Below are 18,981 nucleotides of genomic sequence, written 5' to 3' on the forward strand. Positions count from 1 at the left end.
GGCGCCCCCGATCCCGGTGCGGACAGCCAGTACACGGCCGTGCGTGAGCCGGGCGCGAGCGGGCGCCTCTCCTCGTCAGGCCCCCGGCTCGCCGGCCTCCAGCGCGCGTCTGATGGCACCGGCCTGCTCGGCGCCGAGCAGGCCGACGGCCTCCCTGCGATCCACGGTGGCGCGGGCCAGCGCCCGGTAGGTGGCGGTGACATCGTTGAGGCCGCGGCCCGAGGAGTCCTCCAGCGCTTCGAGGGCGGTGAGGTGGCGGGTGATCGTGCCCGCGTCCCCCCGGGCGATGGGACCGGTCAGAGAGGACTCCCCCTCGTGGAGGGCCCCGTCGAGCGCGGCGGTGAGCAGCGGGCGAAGAGTGGTGGCGCCATCGGGGACGCCGGAGGCCTCCAGGGCGCGCACGGCCTGGGTGACGAGGGTGACGAGGTGGTTGGCGCCGTGGGCGAGTGCGGCGTGGTAGGCGGGGCGCGCGGATTCCCCCAGGACGAAGGGCTCGCCGCCGAGCTCGACGGCGAGGGCCTGGGCGATCGGCAGGACGGCGGCGGGCGCGGTGACGGCCATGGGGCATCCGGTGAGGCGGGCGATGTCCGTGGACCAACCGCTGAAGGTCATCGCCGGGTGGATCGCCAGGGGGATCGCCCCGCACAGGCGCGCGGGCTCGAGAATGGCGATGCCGTGCGTGCCCGAGGTGTGGACGACGAGCTGTCCCGGCTGCCAACGGCGCAGTTCGGCCAGGCCCTGGACGAGGGGCCCCAGGGCGTCATCGGGGACGGCGAGGAGGACGAGTTCGGCGCGCTCGACGATGCTCTCGACCTCCAGGATGGGCACGCCGGGCAGGAGCATCTCGGCGCGCTCGCGCGAGGCCTGGGAGACGGCGTGGACGCCGATGACCTGATGCTCGACGGCGCGCAGGGCCGAGCCGAGGACCGCTCCCACGCGCCCGGCGCTGATGACCCCCACTCCGAGGCGCCCGGGGCGGGCCGCTCCCCCTTCTGGAGAGGGGCCGGGGGACTCGGGGATGCCGGGTGCGGATGCGTCGCTCATGGCCAGGATCGTCTCACGACCTGGAGGCGGTGACGCGGGCGAGCCAGCGGTCGAGGCGCTCATCGTGGCCCCGCCTGGCCACCCGCGCGGCGATATGCGCCGAGAGCTCGGTGACGTGCTGGGCGTCGAGGTTCGACAGGATGACGGGCACATCGGAGTCGACCATGTCGAATCGGAGGGTCGCCAGGCCGCGGCGCCGCGCGAGGGGCCCCTGGAGGACGCGGAAGGACTGGATGCGCTCGTAGGGGATGACGCTCACGCGCCGCGCCCATCGATTGAGGCGCAGGATGACGCAGGTGCCGGTCAGGGCGATGGCCTTGCGGCGCCAGGCGATCGGGTTGAAGAGCCGGGCGCGGCGGGGCGCGCCGATGAAGCCGCGCTCCGTCGAGCCGATGGGCGCGGCGGTGGGACCGGCGCCGTCACCGTCGATGCCGGTCAGCGCCGCGGCGAGGAGACCATCGGGGTCGGGGGTCCCCAGGTCGGGCGCCACCAGCCACAGTGCCCGCAGGGCGTGGTCGCGCGGGCCGACGGGCAGCAGCCGTGTGGAGACCTTCCTCGCGCTTTTCGAGGCGGAGGGGGTGACGGCGCGGCCGGCGACGGTCGCGTCCGCGCGCCACCAGTCCTTGCCCCGCCACAGCACTGATTGGACGAGCCCGACGGCGTGCACGCGGCCCGGGGGCAGCGTCGTGGAGGTGGCGTCGGTGAGGCCGTAGCGCACGCGGATGCCCGCGGGCGTCGCCGCCGCGCGGAAACCCCAGCCATGGGTGAGGGTGTCCCATTGCAGGGAGATGAGCGCCATGGGAAGCGTAAGGACGCCCATGATGACGGGCAGGGCGGTCAGGACGTCCGCTTCCTGCCGGAGGATGAAGAACAGCGCGATAGCTGTCAGGATGCCGGACAGGAGCACGGACACCGCGATCCCCGAGCGCATGAGGGAGCCGATGAGGACGCGGGGCTCGACGGCGTAGAGGGGGTGCTCGGTCTCACTGAGGGCGCCCTCGGGCATCCGGGGCGCGCCCACGACGTCTTCGAAGCCCTTGATCTCGGGGATTGAGCCGGCGCCCGCGCCGATGCCCGCGCCCGCCGGGGGGCCGGGTTCCACCGCAGTGGGGGCGCCCGCGGCGAGGTCGAGGATCTCCCGTCGCAGGGCCTCGAGCTGGCGGGTGCGCAGGTAGCCGATGAGAACTTTAGAGTCCGCGCCGCCCGCGACCTCGACGGAGAGCTGTCCCAGGCCGACGATGCGCCCGAGCAGCGGGTGGGTGATGTCGATGCTCTGGATGCGCGGCAGCCGGGCGATCCGCAGCTGCTTGGCGAGGATCCCTGAGCGCAGGTAGACGGCGTCGGCGTCGACGGCGTAGCTCATCGCCCGCCAGGACAGGAACGGGATCATGAGGATCGTGAGCACGATCAGGCCGAGGATGATCCCGGCGCCGATGAGCCAGGTCGTGGGGTCTCCGCCGGAGGCCTGCGCGGCCCAGTCGCGCACGGTCTGGCTGTACTGGCCGGGGTCGACCTCGCGCAACTGGTGGTAGAGCTCGATGGCGACCTTGATGTCGTCCAGCGCCTGCCAGGAGACGATGGCGAAGACGGCGGCGACGCCCCTCCACCCGCGGACCAGCGGGGTGATGGGGTGGACGTGGCGCCAGTTCAGGCCCTTGGGGAGGCTCATGGCGCGCTGGCGCGCGCGCTTCGGCGCGCCGCCTCTCGCGCTCCGGCCGCGAGCGGGGGCAGCGGTCCTGGCCGGGCTCGGACCGCGGGAGGCGCCACCCGCCTTGGCGGCCCCGTTCACAGGCCGGCCATCCTCTCCTCGCCGCGCTCGGCGAGGATCTGGCGCAGGTGCTCGGCCTCGGCCACGGGCAGTCCGTTGATGGTGGCATCGGTGGCGGCGCTCGCGGTGTGGAGCTTGACCTCGGCGATGCCCAGGCGGCGCGCGATGGGCCCCTGGGAGGTGTCGACGTACTGCATGCGGCCGTAGGGGATGACGGACATGCGGCGCCACATGATCCCCTTTCGCCACAGGAGGTGCTCCCCGGCCAGGGCGTAGCCCATGGCCCGCACCTGGCGGGGGATCATCCACAGCAGGAAGGCGAGGATGACGATCGCGGCGCCGGTTCCCGCCCAGAACCAGGGGCTCACGAGGACCGCGGGGATGGCGAGTCCCGCGGCCAGGAGGAGCAGGAGGGGGAGGACCGCCATGACGCGGGCGGTGGCCAGGGAGGGCGAGACCGGGGAGAAGGAGACGCCCCGGGGGGCGAAGGGCCCTCCGGCGCCGGAGGCGGCGTCGGCGAGGCGGGAGGTCCTGGGCGCGGCGGCCCGGCGCTGATTGGCAGGGCCTGGGATCGGTTGGGCGGTCATGCGGCTCCTCGTTCTCACAGGAGTATCCATCATGCCCGAGGCCCGGCAGTGGCTCTCTCCTCCCGCGGGAGGAAACACGGCGAGCCCGGTGGCGCCCACAGGGCCGGGGGCCGGTAGCGGGGGCCGACCGGTGGGATCCGGGCGATGCCCGTCGTCCTCTAGCGCGGTGGTCAGGCGGCGGCCCCGGGGGTGGCGGCTCCGCCCGATCGCGCGGGGCCGGTGGAGTGGTCATCGTCATCGTCGGATGAATCGATGGCGCACCAGTACTCCACGAGGAGGCCGACGCCGCACCAGGCCGCGCAGGCGGCCAGGCAGAGCCCACTAGTGAGGGCCAGGTCGCTTATCGCCGGTGAGGCTGGAGCGAGGAGCGCGCAGGCCAGCCCCCCTGCGTAGACGCCGCCGATGCAGGAACCCGCCAGCGCGGAGGCCTGCGCGCCGGCGGCGGTCGCCGCGGCGCCGGTGGGGGTGATCCAGGTCGCCTGCCTGGCGCGCAGGCGCCTCACCGCGAGCCCTGCGACGAGGATGACCATGGCGATGACGAGGCCTGTCGCCGCGCCCCACGCGGTGAGGGCCGGGATCCAGCCGCGGCTGCGCAGGATGAGATCGAGGGCGACCAGGGAGAGGACGGTCGTCGTGGCGAAGCACGCGAGGACCGTCGTCCAGCGCGTGCGGCGCATCAACTCCCCTGCCTGCCTTGGCCCAGGACGTCCTCCCAGCCGGAGGAGGCCGACCAGGTGTGGTCATCCGAGCGCTGGGAGCCCTCGACCCCGCTCCCGCCCTGCGGAGCCCTGCCCGGTTGGCCGGGCCGTCCCGGCACGGCCCCGCTGATCGGCTCAGCGATCTGCGGGGCCTGATCGACGAAGGGGCTGGGCGCGGGAGGGGCGGGCGGCACCGGCACGGAGGGGGCGCCGGGCATCCCGGGGCCGAGAGGCGCGGCGTCGGCGATCGAGGGGCCCTGGGCGAGGGCTTCCTTGACCATGGCGGCGGGGACGGTTTCGCTGAAGGGCTCCTCCTCGTCCCCCACCGGGGCGGCCGACGGCGCGGACAGGAGGTCGGGGACACCCTGCGACCGCGGGGCCCGCTCGCCGGATCCGGCCCCCTGCGAGGAGCCCGCGGGGGTGTCGGCGGGCACGTACTGGCCGGTGGGGAGCTTGGGCAGGGCGTCGGAGTCGACCCAGTCCAGGGCGAGCCAGCGGATGCCGTCGCGGTCCGGCGCCTGCTCCGCCAGGGCGGCGACGCTCTGGCCTTCGATCTCGGCGAAGGCGTCCGCCTGGGACCAGGGCAGCAGCACGAAGGAGCGGCTGGCGGCGCGCGGGTGCGGGAGGGTGAGCTCGGGATCGTCCGAGCGAAGGTCGGAGTAGGTGATGACGTCAGCGTCGAGGGTGCGCGGTCCCTTCGGCTCCAGGCGCACGCGCCCGGCGTCGGCCTCCAGGCGCTGGCAGAGGGCCAGGACGTCCTTCGCGGGAAGGCTCGTGCGGGCGAGGACCACCGTGTTGAGGTAGTCGGGCTGCTCGGCGGCGCCGGGCTCGGTGACGGCGGCGGTGCGCGCCAGGGGGGCGATGGCCGTCACCTCGACGCCCTCGGCGCCCTGGAGGGTGCGGACGGCGCGTCGCAGGCTGGGGACGACCTCACCAAGATTGCCCCCCAAAGCGATGACGACGGGCACCGGGGTGGCGGGTGCCTCCGCGAGGGGGTCGACGACGGGCTCGACGGGAAGCGGGACCGCATCCGCGACCGCGGCGTGGCCGGGCTCAACAGCGTGGTAGTGGGGCGCGGTGGAGGAGCCGGCTCCAATGGGGTAGTCGGCGCCCTCAGCGCCCGCGGCGTGGGCCGGGGAGTCGAGGCGATCGTCGTCGGGCCGGGCGTGCGCGTCCATGCCGAGCGGGGCGGGCGCGGCGTGAGGGGCCGCGTCGTCGATGAGGGTCATGGCCCCGGCATCGTGGGTGGTGGCGCCCTCGAAGCCCACCCCCTCGGTCCAGGTCTCGTGGGAGTCCTCGCCCAGAGCGCCTCCGACGGGCTCGGCGTGGTTGACCGGGGCGGCGGCCCAGGGCTGGTCCGCGGGGCCGGCCTGGAGGGGGCCGGCCTGCCCCGACTCGCCCCGCGGGGCATCGGGCGCCTCGGCGTGACCGGCGGAGTCGGCCGACAGCTCGGGCGCGAGCGGCCCCGCGCCGCCGATGGGGCTGCCCGCGGAGAGGGCCGGGGCCTGCCCGAACTGGTCGGCCGCGCCCTCGCCGAGGCCGCCGGCGGGTGGGGCGGGGGCCTCCACCGGCCCGGGCGCGCTGAAGTCCTGGGCGAGTGGGGCCTCAGGCGCGCCGGGCCAGGAATCGCCGGCGGCGTCGAGCCGACCGGTGAAGGCGCCCGGGAAAGGGGGTGCGTCGTTGGCCGGCTCAGCCGCGTGCGCGCCGGCGGGCGCCGAGGAGACCGACGGCGCGGACGGCAGCGGAAGGTCCGTGGGCAGTGGGGGCGCCGAGGCGCTGGCGGCGGCCGCGTAGGGGGCCGCCGACGGCGCGCTCGCCACGACCGGGGCACTGGCCACCGCGGGCGCGCTCGCCACCACGGGCGCGCTCGCCACCGAGGAGAGCACGGATGCCGCCGCCTCGGACAGGCGCGAGATGGAGACGGAGACGTCGTCGAAGGCGACTTCGAGGGGCGCGTTGGGCTTGTGGATCGTGACCTCCACGGCCATGACACGGGGGAAGGCGAGGACCGTCTCACTGATCCGCTCGGCGAGGGTCTCCAGGAGGGCCACGGGCTCACCCTCGATGAGTGCGACCACCGCGTTGGCGACCGCGGAGTAGTCAACGGCGTCGTTGAGGGAGTCGGTCACCGCGGCGACGGCGGTGCCGCGCGGGCCGAGGTCGAGGGTGATGTCGGCGGTGAAGATCTGCCCCTCGGAGCGCTCGAAGGGGAGGACTCCGTGGTAACCGCGGGCGGACAGGCCGGTGAGGCGGATCCTGTCGGAGGAGGAGGTGGTGACGGTGCTCATCGGGGGTCCTTCCAGAGGGAGGCGGTGCGGATGGCATCCCGGTTGGCCGGGATCTCGTGGACTCTCACGGCCCAGGCCCCGGCTGCGGCGGCCAGGGCGGTGGTGGCGGCGGTGGCGGCGTCGCGCCCCGTGGGCTCGGCATCCGGCGGCGCGGCAGCGGCGAGGAAGCGCTTGCGGGAGGAGCCGATGAGGACGGGCAGGCCCAGATCCTCGCGCAGGCGGGCGGTGGCGGCCAGGAGCTCCCAGGACTGCGGGTGGGTCTTGGCGAAACCCAGTCCGGGGTCGACGACGATCTGGGAGTCGCGCGCGCCCGCGGCGGTCAGGGAGTCGAGGCGCTGGCGCAACTCGGCCTCCACCCCGGCGACGACGCCGTCGGGGTAGTCGGTGAGCTCATTCATGGTCTCCGGCGTGCCGCGCATGTGCTGGCAGATGTAGACAGCGCCGGAGGAGGCCACGAGGGGGTGCATGGCCGGATCGGCCAGGCCCCCGGAGACGTCGTTGATGATGAGGGCGCCGGCCTCAAGGGCGGCAGCGGCGGTGGAGGCGTGGGTGGTGTCCACGGAGATGACGGCCCCCTCGGCGGCGAGCGCGCTGATAACCGGCAGGACGCGCTCGGCCTCGTCGGCCGGGGTGATGGGGGCGGCGCCGGGGCGGGTGGATTCCCCGCCGATGTCGAGGATGTCCGCGCCCTGGGCCAGGAGCTCGCGCGCGTGGGCGATGGCGGCCTCGGGGGTGGACCAGCGGCCGCCGTCGGAGAAGGAGTCCGGGGTGACGTTGACGATCCCCATGAGGAGGCACCGGTCATCGGCGAGCGAGCCGGGCAGAGGCTCCGGCCTGAGTCGGGGGGCGTCCTGATGCGCAGTCACCGCCCCAGGCTAACGGGTCTGAGCCGAGATGGGCTGTTTCAGCGACCACTGTGAGCGCCGGCTCGCCCTGGAGGGCGCTCGCGGGTGGGTGGCGGGCGGGCGTCCGTCAAGAGGCCGAGACGAGCCCGCCGAACCCCTCAATCGCAGTATTCCCAAGGATCTCACGCGCTTCTAACGCCGACGGCGCCCGATCATCCGCTGGGCGGAGGAGTTGAGCGCCCCATGAGCGTTATCGAATCGCAGCACGTCACCACGTCAGCGGGCCCCGTCGTCGAGGCCGAGGCGCGATGGGGGGGATCAAGATCGGGGCCTCCAAGCACGATAAGTCCTCCTTCGGCCAAGCGATCTTCTCCAGGTTCCGCGCCGCTCAGTGCCTCCCGCCCTGGATGAGGCTCATCGCCTCGGCGCGGGTGGCGGCCTTGCGCAACTGGCCGCGCACCGCGGAGGTGACGGTGTTGGTCCCGGGCTTGCGCACGCCCCGCATCGACATGCACAGGTGCTCGGCCTCGACGACGACGAGCACCCCGGAGCACTCCAGGCGCTCCACGAGCGCGTCGGCGATCTGGGCGGTGAGCCTCTCCTGGACCTGGGGTCGGCGCGCGTAGCCCTCGACGAGCCGCGCCAGCTTGGACAGCCCCGTGACCCTCCCCCGCTCCCCGGGCAGGTAGGCGACATGGGCGACCCCGTGGAAGGGCAGGAGGTGGTGCTCGCACACGGAGTACATGGGGATGTCGCGCACGAGGATCATCTCGTGGTGACCGACCTCGAAGACCCGCTCCACGTGCTTGCCCGGGTCCTCATCGAGCCCCGAGAAGAGCTCGGCGTAGGCGCGGGCCATCCTCTCGGGGGTCTCGCGCAGGCCCTCCCGGTTTGGATCCTCGCCGACGGCGATCAGCAGGTCGCGGACGGCACGGCGCACGCCCTCGGCGTCATAGGTCATGCGCGGGGGCCCTCGGAGCCGAGCGTGGGATCGGCATGCGTCGCCGTGCCCGCCCCGGCGGCGAGGCGGCGCGGGAGGCGAGATCCGGCGAAGGAGCCGGCGACGCCCTCGGGCAGGACGAGGCTCTCATCGGCGGACCACAGGGGCCGCTCGGGCTGCTTGATGACGGGGGCGAAGATCTCCTCCAGGTCCTTCTCCAGGAGGGTCTCCTTCTCCAGGAGCTGGGTGGCCAAGTCCTCCAGGACATCGCGGTTGCGGGTGAGGATCTCCCAGGCCTCCCGGTGGGCGGCGTCGAGGAGGGCGCGGACCTCGGCGTCGACCTGGGCGGCGACCGCCTCGGAGAAGTCCCGGTTGGTGGCGGACAGGCCCAGGACGGTCTCGTTCTCGGTGGTGCCGAGCTTGACGGCCCCGACGCTGCGGGTCATGCCGAAGTCGGTGACCATGCGGCGGGCGGTGCCGGTGGCCTTCTCGATGTCGTTGGAGGCGCCGGTGGTGGGATCGCGGAAGACGATCTCCTCCGCCGCGCGCCCGCCCATGGCGTACACGAGCTGGTCGAGGAGCTCGTTGCGGGTGGTGGAGTACTTGTCGTCCGCGGGCATGACCATCGTGTAGCCCAGGGCTTTGCCTCGCGGGAGGATCGTCACCTTGGTGACGGGGTCAGAGTAGGCGCCGGCGGCGGCGCACAGGGCGTGGCCGGCCTCGTGGTAGGCGGTGACGGCCTTCTCATGGTCGTTCATGACGCGAGTGCGCTTCTGGGGGCCGGCGATGACGCGGTCAATGGCCTCGTCCAGGGCGCGGTTGTCGATGAGCTGCGCGTTGGAGCGGGCGGTGAGCAGGGCGGCCTCGTTGAGGACGTTGGCGAGGTCGGCGCCGGTGAAGCCGGGGGTGCGCTTGGCGACCTGGTCGAGGTCGACGTCGGCGGTCATCGGCTTGCCCTTGGCGTGGACCTTGAGGATGGCGGCGCGCCCGGCCATGTCGGGGGCCTCCACGGAGACCTGGCGGTCGAAGCGACCGGGGCGCAGGAGGGCGGGGTCGAGGACATCGGGCCGGTTGGTGGCGGCGATGAGGATGACGTTGGTGGCGGCGTCGAAGCCGTCCATCTCGACGAGGAGCTGGTTGAGGGTCTGCTCGCGCTCATCGTGGCCGCCGCCCATGCCGGAGCCGCGGTGGCGCCCGACCGCGTCGATCTCGTCGACGAAGATGATGGCGGGGGCGTTCTCCTTGGCCTGGTCGAAGAGATCGCGCACGCGGGAGGCGCCGACGCCGACGAACATCTCAACGAATTCCGAGCCGCTCATAGAGAAGAATGGCACTCCCGCCTCGCCGGCCACGGCCTTGGCCAGCAGGGTCTTGCCCGTCCCGGGAGGGCCGTAGAGGAGGACGCCCTTGGGGATCTTGGCGCCGACGGCCTTGAACTTCTCGGGCTCGGAGAGGAACTCGCGGATCTCCTCGAGCTCCTCGACGGCCTCGTCCTCACCGGCGACGTCGTCGAAGGTGACGTCGGGCATTTCCTTGGAGCCGATCTTGGCCTTGGACTTACCGAAGCCGAGGGGGCCGGACGAGCCGCCGGAGACACGGCTCATGAGGAACCAGAGCAGGCCCAGGAAGAAGAGCATGGGCAGCGTGATCTGGATCAGGGAGCCCCACCAGGAACTGGTGGGGACCACCGAGTTGAAACCGCCGACGGGCGCGGCCTTCTGAACGAGCTCGTCGACCTGCTCAGCCTGGGCATCGGTGTAGGTGAACTGGACCTTGTCACCGACCTGCCGATCCTGCTGGCCGGGAAGCTTGGCCTTGGCGGTGTAGGGGGCGGCGAGGTCAAGCTCGACCCGGTTGGTGCCGTCGATGACGGTGATCGACTTGATGGTGGTGCCATCACGGAGGATGGCCAGGCCGTCGGAGGTGTCGATGGCGCGGTAGCCGCTGAGCGAGGAGAAGAGGGCCCAAAGGAGAACGGCGACGAGCACGATGGGGGCGGCCCACATGAAGGGGCTGCCAAGGGCGCCCTTGCGCTTGCGGTTCTTCTTGTCGCCGCGACCGGAGGGGTCGCGGCGGTCGCTGTTGCCGCCCCGCCCCCCGGAGGGAGTGAACTTGGGGCTTTGGCCAGGCTTCTTCATGGGCGGTGCGTCCCTTCAACGTACCCGGAGCGTCATTCTGGTCCGACGCTATCCCATGAGGCTGCGGATCACCTCACCCGCTTCCCTTCCGTTCGCGCCGGGCGTGGGTGGGAATGGCTCTGTAGCCGCCCGGCGCTCAGGCCCGGCGGCGCGCGCAGGCGAGGCGGCGCGCGGCGACCACCTGCCCGTCGGCGTCGCGCACGAGGTCGTCGGGCCACACGAGGTCCGTGCGGTCGGGGTAGTGCTCGGCAACGACGCGGCTGGTGACGTAGAGGACACCGGGGCGCGCATCGGGCAGGGGCGGGTCGATTCCCTGCCAGGTGGCGCCGACGACGAGCGGGAGGGCGACGGCGGCATCCGGGTTGTCGGGGCGGGCCGGGTCGGCGACGGTGAGGGCCTGCCGGCTCGGCTCTGACAGCAAAAGGCGGGGCACCGTGCCCGAGGCCGGGAAGCGCACCGGAGTCGTGCCGTCACCCGGATCGACGACAACGTCGTGCGGGGTGAGGTTGATGAGGGTCACCGGTGCGTCGTTCATCGCGTTGTCCCATGGGCGCTACCCTGTTGCTCGCTGACCTTGCGGCGCAGCCCGTCCAGTCTGTCCGCCCAGTCACTGACGGTGACACCATGCGTCTCGGTCACTGTCCTGACAGCGCGGTCAATGAGCTGCGCGTAGGTGCACGACTCCTGCTGAGCATAGTGTTGAAGGACGTGAGCGGTGGCCCCCTGCAGGTCGCGGTCACCGTGGTTGAGAGGTACTTCGTCACGGACTTGCACGAGGAGTCGGAGGAGAACCATGGCGTCCTCGGAATCCAGGTCCGCAGGGGCCCCGGACTCTGACGGCTTGCGGTGAGCCAGGATCTGGGGTTCACGAAAGGCCTCGCTCCGTCTGCTCCTAGGTGGGAGGCTCAGCAGCTCGCCGACAATGGTCGCCAACCGGACCTGCGCATCGGGTTCGACATGGTCAATACAAGTGCCGACCGAGCGCATGACGCTCAAGACAGTGCTGGCGCAGCCATCAAGATCCTGACTCCTTACCGCAGTGAGGAGGTCGTCCGACAAAGCGATCGCGTCATCAGCCAGGCCCGCCATGGCCGGGTCACCCAACGCGAGCAGACGCGCTGCAGTTAGCAGGTCGAGACGGTCGAGGCAGTGCTCAGCAGCCGTGAGCAGCGCCTCTCGGACGTCACGGTCGAGCCCAAACTGGTGGAACTGGAGCTCTTCCGCACCAGGGCCGTTCTTTACGGAGGACATAAGGAAAACAGGAATGCCGTGACGGGCACCGAAGACCTGTGCGGCACGCAGGAGCGCGATGACGACAGGCTTTTCCCCCACGACGGTCGTCACGATGGCGCGTGGGCGTCTCGGACGGTTCTTGAGCCACCCATCGGCAAGACTCTGCACCCGTCTCATTCCCTCCTCGGCATCCGCGGACACGATCCCGTTATCCGTGGTCGGTCTGCCGTAGGAGCAGACGGTCAAGCCATCCGCGCCAGCAGAATCCCATTCCTGATTGCGAGAGAAGGAGTCAGCAGTGATCTCATCGGCGACACGTCGCCCATCCTCCACAGTCTCTTCGGAGCAGAGGAGCAACGCGTCGAGAGTCAGGGGTGCATCGACAGCACATGCACGGCGCAGAGCCGCGGCCGGTTCCTGTGACATCATCGTCGCGGCGATCGGAGGGCGCCGGATGTCGGCCGCAGGCAGCTTTCCCTGACCACTCAAAAGACACACATCACCCGAGGGCCACGACAACCAGTCGGGCCTGTCGCCCAGCAACACGGGGAGGCACTCCCTGAGTTCCTCGGTCGCGGTCTTGAGCTCATGAGTCGCCGCGTTGCCTATATCGACCAGGTACTTCTGCCCGACGAGCCAGGCATCCGGCTCCGCTAGGGTTTCCTGCAGGGAGCTCCGGTGGAGATTGCCGATCGCCTTCCCGATCATGATCGGCTCACCCTTGCCGTTGAGCGTGGCATCAGGGTACTGGTCAGGTGCCTCTCCCGTCTCACCCAGGTACTCGCACCGCCGACGCCGGTACTCCGCCACTAGCCAAGCACGCAGCGCCATGCCCGCCGCCAGGTCCCCGCGGGCAACGTCGGCCCACAGCAGCACCGCAAGATCCTCGGGGGCGGCACTCACGGCTTCCTCACCCACCGCTCGCCGGACGGCACTCGCGGCATTCTGGAACTCGTCAGGGAGGACCTCGCGACGGCGCTCGTACTCTGCATTGAGGACCGTAGGTAGTCCTAGACCCATAAGCCATCCCCGCAGGGGATCCTCCTGCGAAGTGACGGACATATCGATTCGCGGCGCGATTCCAGCCCGGGGATCGTCCCCGGCCCGGTCAATGAGGAGGAGAGACCACTCGGCGGGGTGTGTAGCAGCGGCAACCCCGGCAGCCTCCACGAGAACGGTACTGGCACCGCCGGCCAGAGAAAGGACGACATGACCATGATGCCTGCCGATGGCGGTTTCGAGTTTCTCGTGGTCACCGACGCCGGGATTGAGTCCGTTGTCGAGGACGAGCGCGTCGAGAACGCGCAGGTTGCGCCCCTTCAACAAGGCAAGGCCATCGGATTCGCACACCCTCGCCAACGCCTGGCGGACCGCCAGCGCCAAATCCTCCGTGGAACCCCGGCCCCCTGCGGCACCGATGACGAGCACCTTGAGCGACTCGCCCTTAGCCTCCTGGATCCCGGCGGCGGCCACCAACTCCTTGCGCAGCGGGCTGAGAGCCCCGTCGGCGAACCAGTCGCCATCGTCGGTCAGGCCGAGCAGCCCGGCTGCCTCATGGCCGTCAGCGTCCCGCAACAGGCTCAGACGCTCAGAGCCGTCTTGTCTCGGCTGAAGCCCGAGGTCGGCGTTGCCCACCACGTGTACGAGCAGCATCACTCATCTCCCACATCCGCGCTCGCGGGCTCCCTGACGCCACGCAGCCGCGCGGCAGAACTCTCTCACACACGCGGCTCGCAGGCGCCCCCAGGGGCGGTTTCGGCGCTCTCCTCACACACCCGCCAGTAACGTGACATACTGCACACACCTGTCCCACCCCTCCCTACAGAGGAGCACCATGCACCTGGTCATGCTCGAGACGAACGGCAACCAGCGTTACATCTTCTCCTCACCGCGCCTGCGGGAGAGTATCGGAGCCTCCTACCAGCTGACGCGGTTGAGGGAGTGGACGGAGGATGCCCTTCGTGACACCGGCGTCTCAGCCGACTGGCGGTGTGTGCACCCCCCTGCCCAGGACAGGGACACGGAAACGGACGCGCAGTGGGTCTCCCGCTCCTCCGGAAAGGTCATCCTCCGGGTCGACACGCAGCCACAGGCCAGGCACATCATCGGGCACGTCACCCGCCAGGCCCTTGCCCAGGCGCCAGGCATGGACGTCTCCGGGGTCATGGTGAAGATGGATGGTGACCACGTCACCGCCACAGACCTCAAGGCCGTGCACGCCCGGGCCGCCGAGTACGCCCTCTCCCGCCCTCCTGCGCTCGCCCGTTTCTCCCAAATGCCCTTCCTCGCCCGCGCCAAGGACTCCGTTCTACCGGCGGCACCTCCTCTGGGCGTCAAAGGCGAGGCACAGACGGACCAAGAAGAGGCTCTGTCCCTCCCCGCTCGGGTCAAACGGCACCTGGCGCTGACGTCCAAGGAGAACCTGCTCGACCGGGTACGGGAAGGTGGCCTGCCCGATGACCAGCTCGCCCGGGACGTTCCGAAGCTGGAGAGCCTGCTCCAGCCGCAGGCGTCCGAGGACTCCTCCGCCCTGTCCAAGATCGCCGTCATTCATATCGACGGCAACGGCGTCGGCGCCATCATGAGCCATCTCGATAAGGCGATGGAGCGGGTGCCGCCCGGTGACTTCACGGACGTCGTCGGCTGCGAGCGGAACGATCCCGACGCCCTGCGGTGCTTCCTCCTGACGGTCAACGAACACCTGGACACGGCCGTCGGACAAGCCTTCGTCGACGCGTGTCAGGACGTCGCCACCTGGGCGCAGGCCGACGCCGAGGCAGCTGGACGGGCGAGCACCGCTGTGCCTGTCGTCCCCGTCATCCTGGGTGGCGACGACGTCACCGTCATCACCAGCGGCGACTACGCCCTGCCCTTCGCCGCCGCCTACCTCAGGCATTACGAGCGCCACACCGGCGAGGACACGCTGCTCAGTCACCTCAGCACTCTCGACGAGGCCGGGCTCCACGTCGCCCCGATGACCGCAGCCGCCGGCGTCGCCATCACCGGCCGCAACTACCCCTTCCACATCGCCTACGACCTGGCCGAGCGACTGGTCGCCATGGCCAAGACAGTCGGCAAGGCATCTGCTCCCACGCGCTCAACGCTGAGCTACCACGTCCTGTTCGACTCCACGGTGCTCGACGCCGAGCAGCTTCTGCGCTCCTACGAGTCCTTCACCACCCGCCCCTTCCTGCTGCGTGACGACGCTCAAGACCGCGAGGGCCAGACATCATGGCCCACGATCTGCCAGCGGCTAGGTGCGTTCCGGGAGCACGTCTCAACGGAGGCGGAATCGGGCGCGGGATACTTCCCCAGGACGCGGGCCACGCGCATTCGCCGGATCCTGTCCGACGCCGCACAGGCGAAGCAGGCGGGTGACAACGCCCGCGCCGAGGGCCTTCGCAAGAGGGCCCAGAACGAGTGGGAGGACGCGCAGGAGGTCCTCGGCTCTGACCTCACCAAGGCTATCGGTGACATCCGCTCACTCTTCGACCTCCTCGAGCTCGCCGACCTCCTCCCCGACTCCTACCTCTCCTACCTCAGCAACCCCATGCCCGACGTGGAGCCCTCCACCGTCACACGTCCCGCGGAGGACCACGCATGAGCAACCAGGCAGCCCCTGAGATTCCCGTGACCATCACCTTCCACTCCGACTGGGGAGTGTCCACCGGGGCAGGTATTGCGGGCGGTGTGAACGCCGTCGTCGAGAAGGACGAGCGAGGTCGGCCGGTAGTACGGGGCACCGTCATCACCGGTGCCGTGCGAGAGCAGGCCTTCGTCGTCGCCGAGGCTCTCGACGGCGCTGCGACCGGGGCCTGGCAGTCCTTCATCGAGGCGCTCTTTGGTAAGGCTGAGCGTTCCCGCCTCGTCTCCTTCAGCGATGTGCGGCTGCCCGACAGCGGTTCCTCGGACACAACGGACACAACAATCCATGAGGTCGTCTCTTTGTCCGTCGATCAGGACACGGGGACAGCGAAGAAGGACCACCTGCGCTTCTTCGAGCGTGCCAGGGCCTGCACGCTTCATGGCACTGCCACCCTGGTGGACACTGACACCTTCGGGCATTCGGTGTCATGGACCGATGACCAGCGCCAGGCCGCTGAGTTCGTCCTGGCTCTGTCCGGTCTGCTCGTGCGAGCCATAGGTTCGCACCGCTCCGACGGCGACGGGCTGTGCGACGTCCGCATCGGTCCGGCGGCCGCCGTCGAGGGCCGTAAGGCGGCGGAAACCTGGTGCCGCGAGCAGCTGCAGAACTCGGCTGATGCCCCACCCGAGCCCCCGGCCCCAGACGTATCCGCGGCCGAGGCTCCCGTCATCTGCGCCGAGGCCCGGCTGAGCCCCCACGGGGCGAACGGCGGGGTTCTGTACCAGGCGAGCCTTGACCTCGTGCTGCGCTCCCCGGTCATCTCCTATGAGGTGCCCTTCTCCAGCGAACTGAGGTCCTTGGACTTCGTTCGCGGAACGGCTCTGCTGCCGCTCGTCCACCGCCGACTGCGCAAGGCCTTCGGCTCCCAAGAGCTCGTACGTGACGCCGTCGTCAACGGCGACCTCCTGGTCTCGGACGCCACCGTCGTCGTCGACGGGGTTCAGGGCCTGCCGGTGCCACTGGTGCTCTCCAGTCCCAAGGTGGCCACGGCAGCGTCTGCCACTGTTGAGGAGCGTGATACCGACGACGCCGCCGCACCTCGCCCCCGCACCGCCGTGCTCAACAGGTTGCGCTCCGGAGAGCCGGCCGAGCCCCACAAGCCTCTGCGCAGTGGCTACGTGTTCCCGGGCCTCGTACCCGCGGGGTCGAACCGCACCGGTGGCCTAGCGGGAGCGATCGGCGCGCCGGCACTTCTCGGTCGCCAGTCCAGTGCCCACAACCCCCTCACCGGTGCGGCCGCCTCCGGACAACTGTTCCTCACCCGCGCCCTGCCCGCCGGACTGCGCCTGCGCGCCACCGTCACCTTGAGCGAGCGCCTGCACCAGGTGATACAGGGGCGGATCACCGAGGTCTTCCCCACCAAGGGGTTGATGGAACGGGTGGGCTCCAGGCGGCTGAGCGGCTCCTACGGCCGTGTCCACTGCACGCTGGGAAGCCTTGAGCCGGCGGCAACGGCGACCGCGCCGGAGTGGGAGACGGACGGCACCACGACCCTGTGGTTCACCTCGGACGTCATCACCCGCTCGCAATGGCTCGGCCCGGGCGGCCGCGCGGAGGACCTGCTCAGGGCCTTCAAGGACGCCGGCGCCCACGTGGCTCTCGTTGACCCAAAGGGCGAGAACTTCTCCGCGGGGATCCGTCACAGGCGCGTCGACTCCTGGGCGGGGGCGGACCGTCAGCCGCGCGCCACCCGCGCGACCATCTGCGCTGGCAGTGTGCTGCGGGTGCATCCTGCCGACGGGGCTGATGCAACTGCTGTGATGGCAGTACTTGCGCGCCTGTCCGCCCTCGGCGTCGGCGAGCTCACCGCCCAGGGTTTCGGGCGCTTCGTCGTCGCCCACCCACTGTTGGCGAAGGAGAGCCTTGCCCTGGCCCCATTGGACCAAGCCGACATGATCGGGCCCGGTCCGCGATCGACGCGCCAGGAGGAGCGATGAGCATCACCCGTTACGAGATGACCATCCACCTGGTCACCGAATCTCCCCTGCACTCGGGCGGTACCGACGAGGTTGTCGACCGCTCGCGCCCGGGCAGTGAGCGTGTTGCCGTCCCGCGGCGCTTCGCCCGCGACGGCAAGGGCCACCCCGTCCTCACCGGGCGTTCTGTCAAAGGCGCGGTGCGGGCCGCCTGCGAGGAGTACCTCCACAGTGACGCCGGTGCCGCTGTGAGGAAGCAACTCGGCAGCGACTGGGAAGGCCTGTGGGGCACGACATCGAGCGGGAAGCCCCGGGCGGCCACGCTCACTTTCCACGCCGTCGACCTGGCTGAGGCAGCGCAGCGCAAGGACGGGTCCGCCTGGAAGTCCGGAACCGCTGACGCGCCAGCGACTCATCCCGTGGCGCAGAGCATTGCGCTGGCGACCCGCACCGGGATCGCCGTGAACCGCTACTGGGGGGCCGCAGGTGACACGGCACTGTTCGAGCACGAGTACATTCCCGCCGGATGCCCCCTGACCTTGACCATCACCGCCCAGGCCGGCAGGATGTCGACAAGTGACAAAGGGACGCAGCCGGAGGCGGAAGGTCCTGAGCCGGCAACGGAGAGCCAGGTTGAGCAGCTCTTCGCCCTCATCATCGGTCTCCTGGAATCGGGACGGGTCGCTTTCGGTGGGCGCCGCAACGCCGGGTGGGGACGGGTCCGGCTGGACGCGGATGAGCCCACGTGGACCCTCACGCGATCAAGGTTGGGGACGCGCGAGGACCTGCTGACGTGGCTGGGCGGCGGCGAGAACGTGACCAGCGCGATTGATCCGGTTGACTGCACGGAGTCGGAGCGCATACGCATCACGATCAGTTGGGACAGCCCGACCGGGATCCTCGTGGCCGAGCCTCGCCCTGAGAAGAAGGCGGAGGACGACACGCCCGCCCACAAGGGCGCCAAGGGCCAGGCTGACGACCAGCAGGAGATGATCTACACCGAGCCCTTGCGCAGCGGCCCTCAATCCAGCGCACCGTTCGTGCTGCCGGGGTCATCCGTGCGCGGAGCTCTGCGTTCCCGTGCGTCCCGGATCGCCCGGACCGTGCTGGCCGCACAGCAGTCCACCCCCATCGACGACTGGGCGGAGCGAGGGGTCCATGACCAGCTCGCGGCTGATCCGACTCTGGTCAGGGACTTGTTCGGCTCAACGGACAGGCGCGGCGCTCTGAGAGTGCTGGACACTCTGGCCAGCGGCCAGACGACGCTGCGCAAGGTGGTCCACAACGCCGGCGACCGCTGGACCGGTGGGGTCGCCGAGGGCCTCTTGTACGGTGAGAAGGTCCCCGATACGAGATGGAAGGATCTTGTCCTTGAGCTTGATCCCAGGTCACTGCCCGGCCCGGTTGACCGCCGCCGAGCGGCCTGGTGCCTGCTGGGCCTCACGCTCGCCGAGCTCGCCACCGGCGCTCTTCCTCTGGGCAGCCGCGGGACCCGAGGCCTCGGGCAGATACACGTGACGCGCGTGCGCGTTGATGGCGGAGCCGACATCGTCGGGGAACCCTGGGACTTCATAGACCCGGGCGGCGGCGCGGCCGATCGGGACGGCGCCGAGGTCGTCTCGATCGCCAGCCAGGTGCTCAAGCGACTTCGAGCGCTGATGATCGAGCCGAACCCGGACGCCAACTGGACCGGTTGGAGCTCATACCTGTGCGAGACGAAGGAGTCCTGCCGTGACTAAGGCAAGCAATCTGAACCTGCCGCCGCTGCAGTCCGGCAGGTGGAGCCACGACTGCTTACCCGCCGGCGGACTCGAGGATGTTCTGAAGCGCGCGGATAAGTGCTCAGATTCTGAGGGCCGGAAATGGCAGGGGATCGCG

General features: G+C 70.7%; 13 protein-coding genes. 3 read left to right on the forward strand and 10 right to left on the reverse strand.

Annotated elements, in window-relative coordinates; all coding sequences use genetic code 11:
- Positions 1-75 precede the first annotated feature (75 nt).
- The 10 genes from GVV76_RS03445 to GVV76_RS03490 form a co-directional block, all read right to left on the reverse strand.
- The gene (locus GVV76_RS03445; protein WP_159624963.1) at positions 76-1,044 is read right to left on the reverse strand and encodes a Rossmann-like and DUF2520 domain-containing protein; all 969 of its coding nucleotides are present in this window, start codon (positions 1,042-1,044) and stop codon (positions 76-78) included.
- Between the two features lie 13 nt (positions 1,045-1,057).
- Entirely contained in the window at positions 1,058-2,713 is a 1,656-nt protein-coding gene (locus tag GVV76_RS03450) for a PH domain-containing protein (protein ID WP_159624965.1), read from the reverse strand.
- 116 nt (positions 2,714-2,829) lie between these two features.
- Positions 2,830-3,399, reverse strand: a complete 570-nt coding sequence (locus GVV76_RS03455; RefSeq protein WP_159624967.1) for a PH domain-containing protein — start codon at positions 3,397-3,399, stop codon at positions 2,830-2,832.
- A gap of 170 nt (positions 3,400-3,569) precedes the next feature.
- Complete coding sequence (locus GVV76_RS03460) at positions 3,570-4,076, reverse strand: DUF3180 family protein (RefSeq protein WP_159624969.1); 507 nt, start codon at positions 4,074-4,076, stop codon at positions 3,570-3,572.
- The gene (gene folK, locus GVV76_RS03465) at positions 4,076-6,385 is read right to left on the reverse strand and encodes a 2-amino-4-hydroxy-6-hydroxymethyldihydropteridine diphosphokinase (protein WP_159624971.1); all 2,310 of its coding nucleotides are present in this window, start codon (positions 6,383-6,385) and stop codon (positions 4,076-4,078) included. Before folK ends, GVV76_RS03460 begins: the two co-directional genes overlap by 1 nt.
- Entirely contained in the window at positions 6,382-7,251 is an 870-nt protein-coding gene (gene folP / locus GVV76_RS03470) for a dihydropteroate synthase (RefSeq protein WP_159522119.1), read from the reverse strand. Before folP ends, folK begins: the two co-directional genes overlap by 4 nt.
- A gap of 367 nt (positions 7,252-7,618) precedes the next feature.
- Positions 7,619-8,191: a GTP cyclohydrolase I FolE gene (gene folE, locus GVV76_RS03475; protein WP_159522117.1), complete on the reverse strand. Its 573-nt coding sequence runs from the start codon at positions 8,189-8,191 to the stop codon at positions 7,619-7,621.
- Positions 8,188-10,308, reverse strand: coding sequence for an ATP-dependent zinc metalloprotease FtsH (ftsH, locus tag GVV76_RS03480; RefSeq protein ID WP_159624973.1), 2,121 nt, complete (start codon positions 10,306-10,308; stop codon positions 8,188-8,190). The genes folE and ftsH overlap by 4 nt, the downstream gene beginning before the upstream one ends.
- A gap of 136 nt (positions 10,309-10,444) precedes the next feature.
- Positions 10,445-10,843, reverse strand: coding sequence for a hypothetical protein (locus tag GVV76_RS03485; RefSeq protein WP_235904890.1), 399 nt, complete (start codon positions 10,841-10,843; stop codon positions 10,445-10,447).
- Positions 10,840-13,194, reverse strand: coding sequence for a hypothetical protein (locus GVV76_RS03490; protein ID WP_159624975.1), 2,355 nt, complete (start codon positions 13,192-13,194; stop codon positions 10,840-10,842). Before GVV76_RS03490 ends, GVV76_RS03485 begins: the two co-directional genes overlap by 4 nt.
- Before the next feature lie 193 nt (positions 13,195-13,387).
- On the opposite strand from GVV76_RS03490, the gene GVV76_RS03495 reads away from it, so the two are divergent.
- From GVV76_RS03495 to GVV76_RS03505, 3 genes are read left to right on the forward strand one after another with little or no spacing between them, the layout of a single operon-like run.
- A complete protein-coding gene (locus tag GVV76_RS03495) occupies positions 13,388-15,145 on the forward strand; it encodes a hypothetical protein (protein WP_159522111.1) in 1,758 nt (585 codons plus the stop codon).
- Entirely contained in the window at positions 15,142-17,124 is a 1,983-nt protein-coding gene (locus GVV76_RS03500) for an RAMP superfamily CRISPR-associated protein (RefSeq protein ID WP_159522109.1), read from the forward strand. Before GVV76_RS03495 ends, GVV76_RS03500 begins: the two co-directional genes overlap by 4 nt.
- Positions 17,121-18,842, forward strand: coding sequence for an RAMP superfamily CRISPR-associated protein (locus tag GVV76_RS03505; protein WP_159624977.1), 1,722 nt, complete (start codon positions 17,121-17,123; stop codon positions 18,840-18,842). Before GVV76_RS03500 ends, GVV76_RS03505 begins: the two co-directional genes overlap by 4 nt.
- Positions 18,843-18,981: the final 139 nt, after the last annotated feature.

Source organism: Actinomyces sp. zg296 (assembly GCF_009829695.1).
GTDB lineage: Bacteria > Actinomycetota > Actinomycetes > Actinomycetales > Actinomycetaceae > Actinomyces > Actinomyces marmotae.

Coding starts and splice junctions, on each gene's coding strand:
- GVV76_RS03445 (WP_159624963.1), bottom strand. CDS start 1,044: ATGAGCGACGCATCCGCACCCGGCATCCCCGAGTCCCCCGGCCCCTCT.
- GVV76_RS03450 (WP_159624965.1), bottom strand. CDS start 2,713: ATGAGCCTCCCCAAGGGCCTGAACTGGCGCCACGTCCACCCCATCACC.
- GVV76_RS03455 (WP_159624967.1), bottom strand. CDS start 3,399: ATGACCGCCCAACCGATCCCAGGCCCTGCCAATCAGCGCCGGGCCGCC.
- GVV76_RS03460 (WP_159624969.1), bottom strand. CDS start 4,076: ATGCGCCGCACGCGCTGGACGACGGTCCTCGCGTGCTTCGCCACGACG.
- folK (WP_159624971.1), bottom strand. CDS start 6,385: ATGAGCACCGTCACCACCTCCTCCTCCGACAGGATCCGCCTCACCGGC.
- folE (WP_159522117.1), bottom strand. CDS start 8,191: ATGACCTATGACGCCGAGGGCGTGCGCCGTGCCGTCCGCGACCTGCTG.
- ftsH (WP_159624973.1), bottom strand. CDS start 10,308: ATGAAGAAGCCTGGCCAAAGCCCCAAGTTCACTCCCTCCGGGGGGCGG.
- GVV76_RS03485 (WP_235904890.1), bottom strand. CDS start 10,843: ATGAACGACGCACCGGTGACCCTCATCAACCTCACCCCGCACGACGTT.
- GVV76_RS03490 (WP_159624975.1), bottom strand. CDS start 13,194: ATGCTGCTCGTACACGTGGTGGGCAACGCCGACCTCGGGCTTCAGCCG.
- GVV76_RS03495 (WP_159522111.1), top strand. CDS start 13,388: ATGCTCGAGACGAACGGCAACCAGCGTTACATCTTCTCCTCACCGCGC.
- GVV76_RS03500 (WP_159522109.1), top strand. CDS start 15,142: ATGAGCAACCAGGCAGCCCCTGAGATTCCCGTGACCATCACCTTCCAC.
- GVV76_RS03505 (WP_159624977.1), top strand. CDS start 17,121: ATGAGCATCACCCGTTACGAGATGACCATCCACCTGGTCACCGAATCT.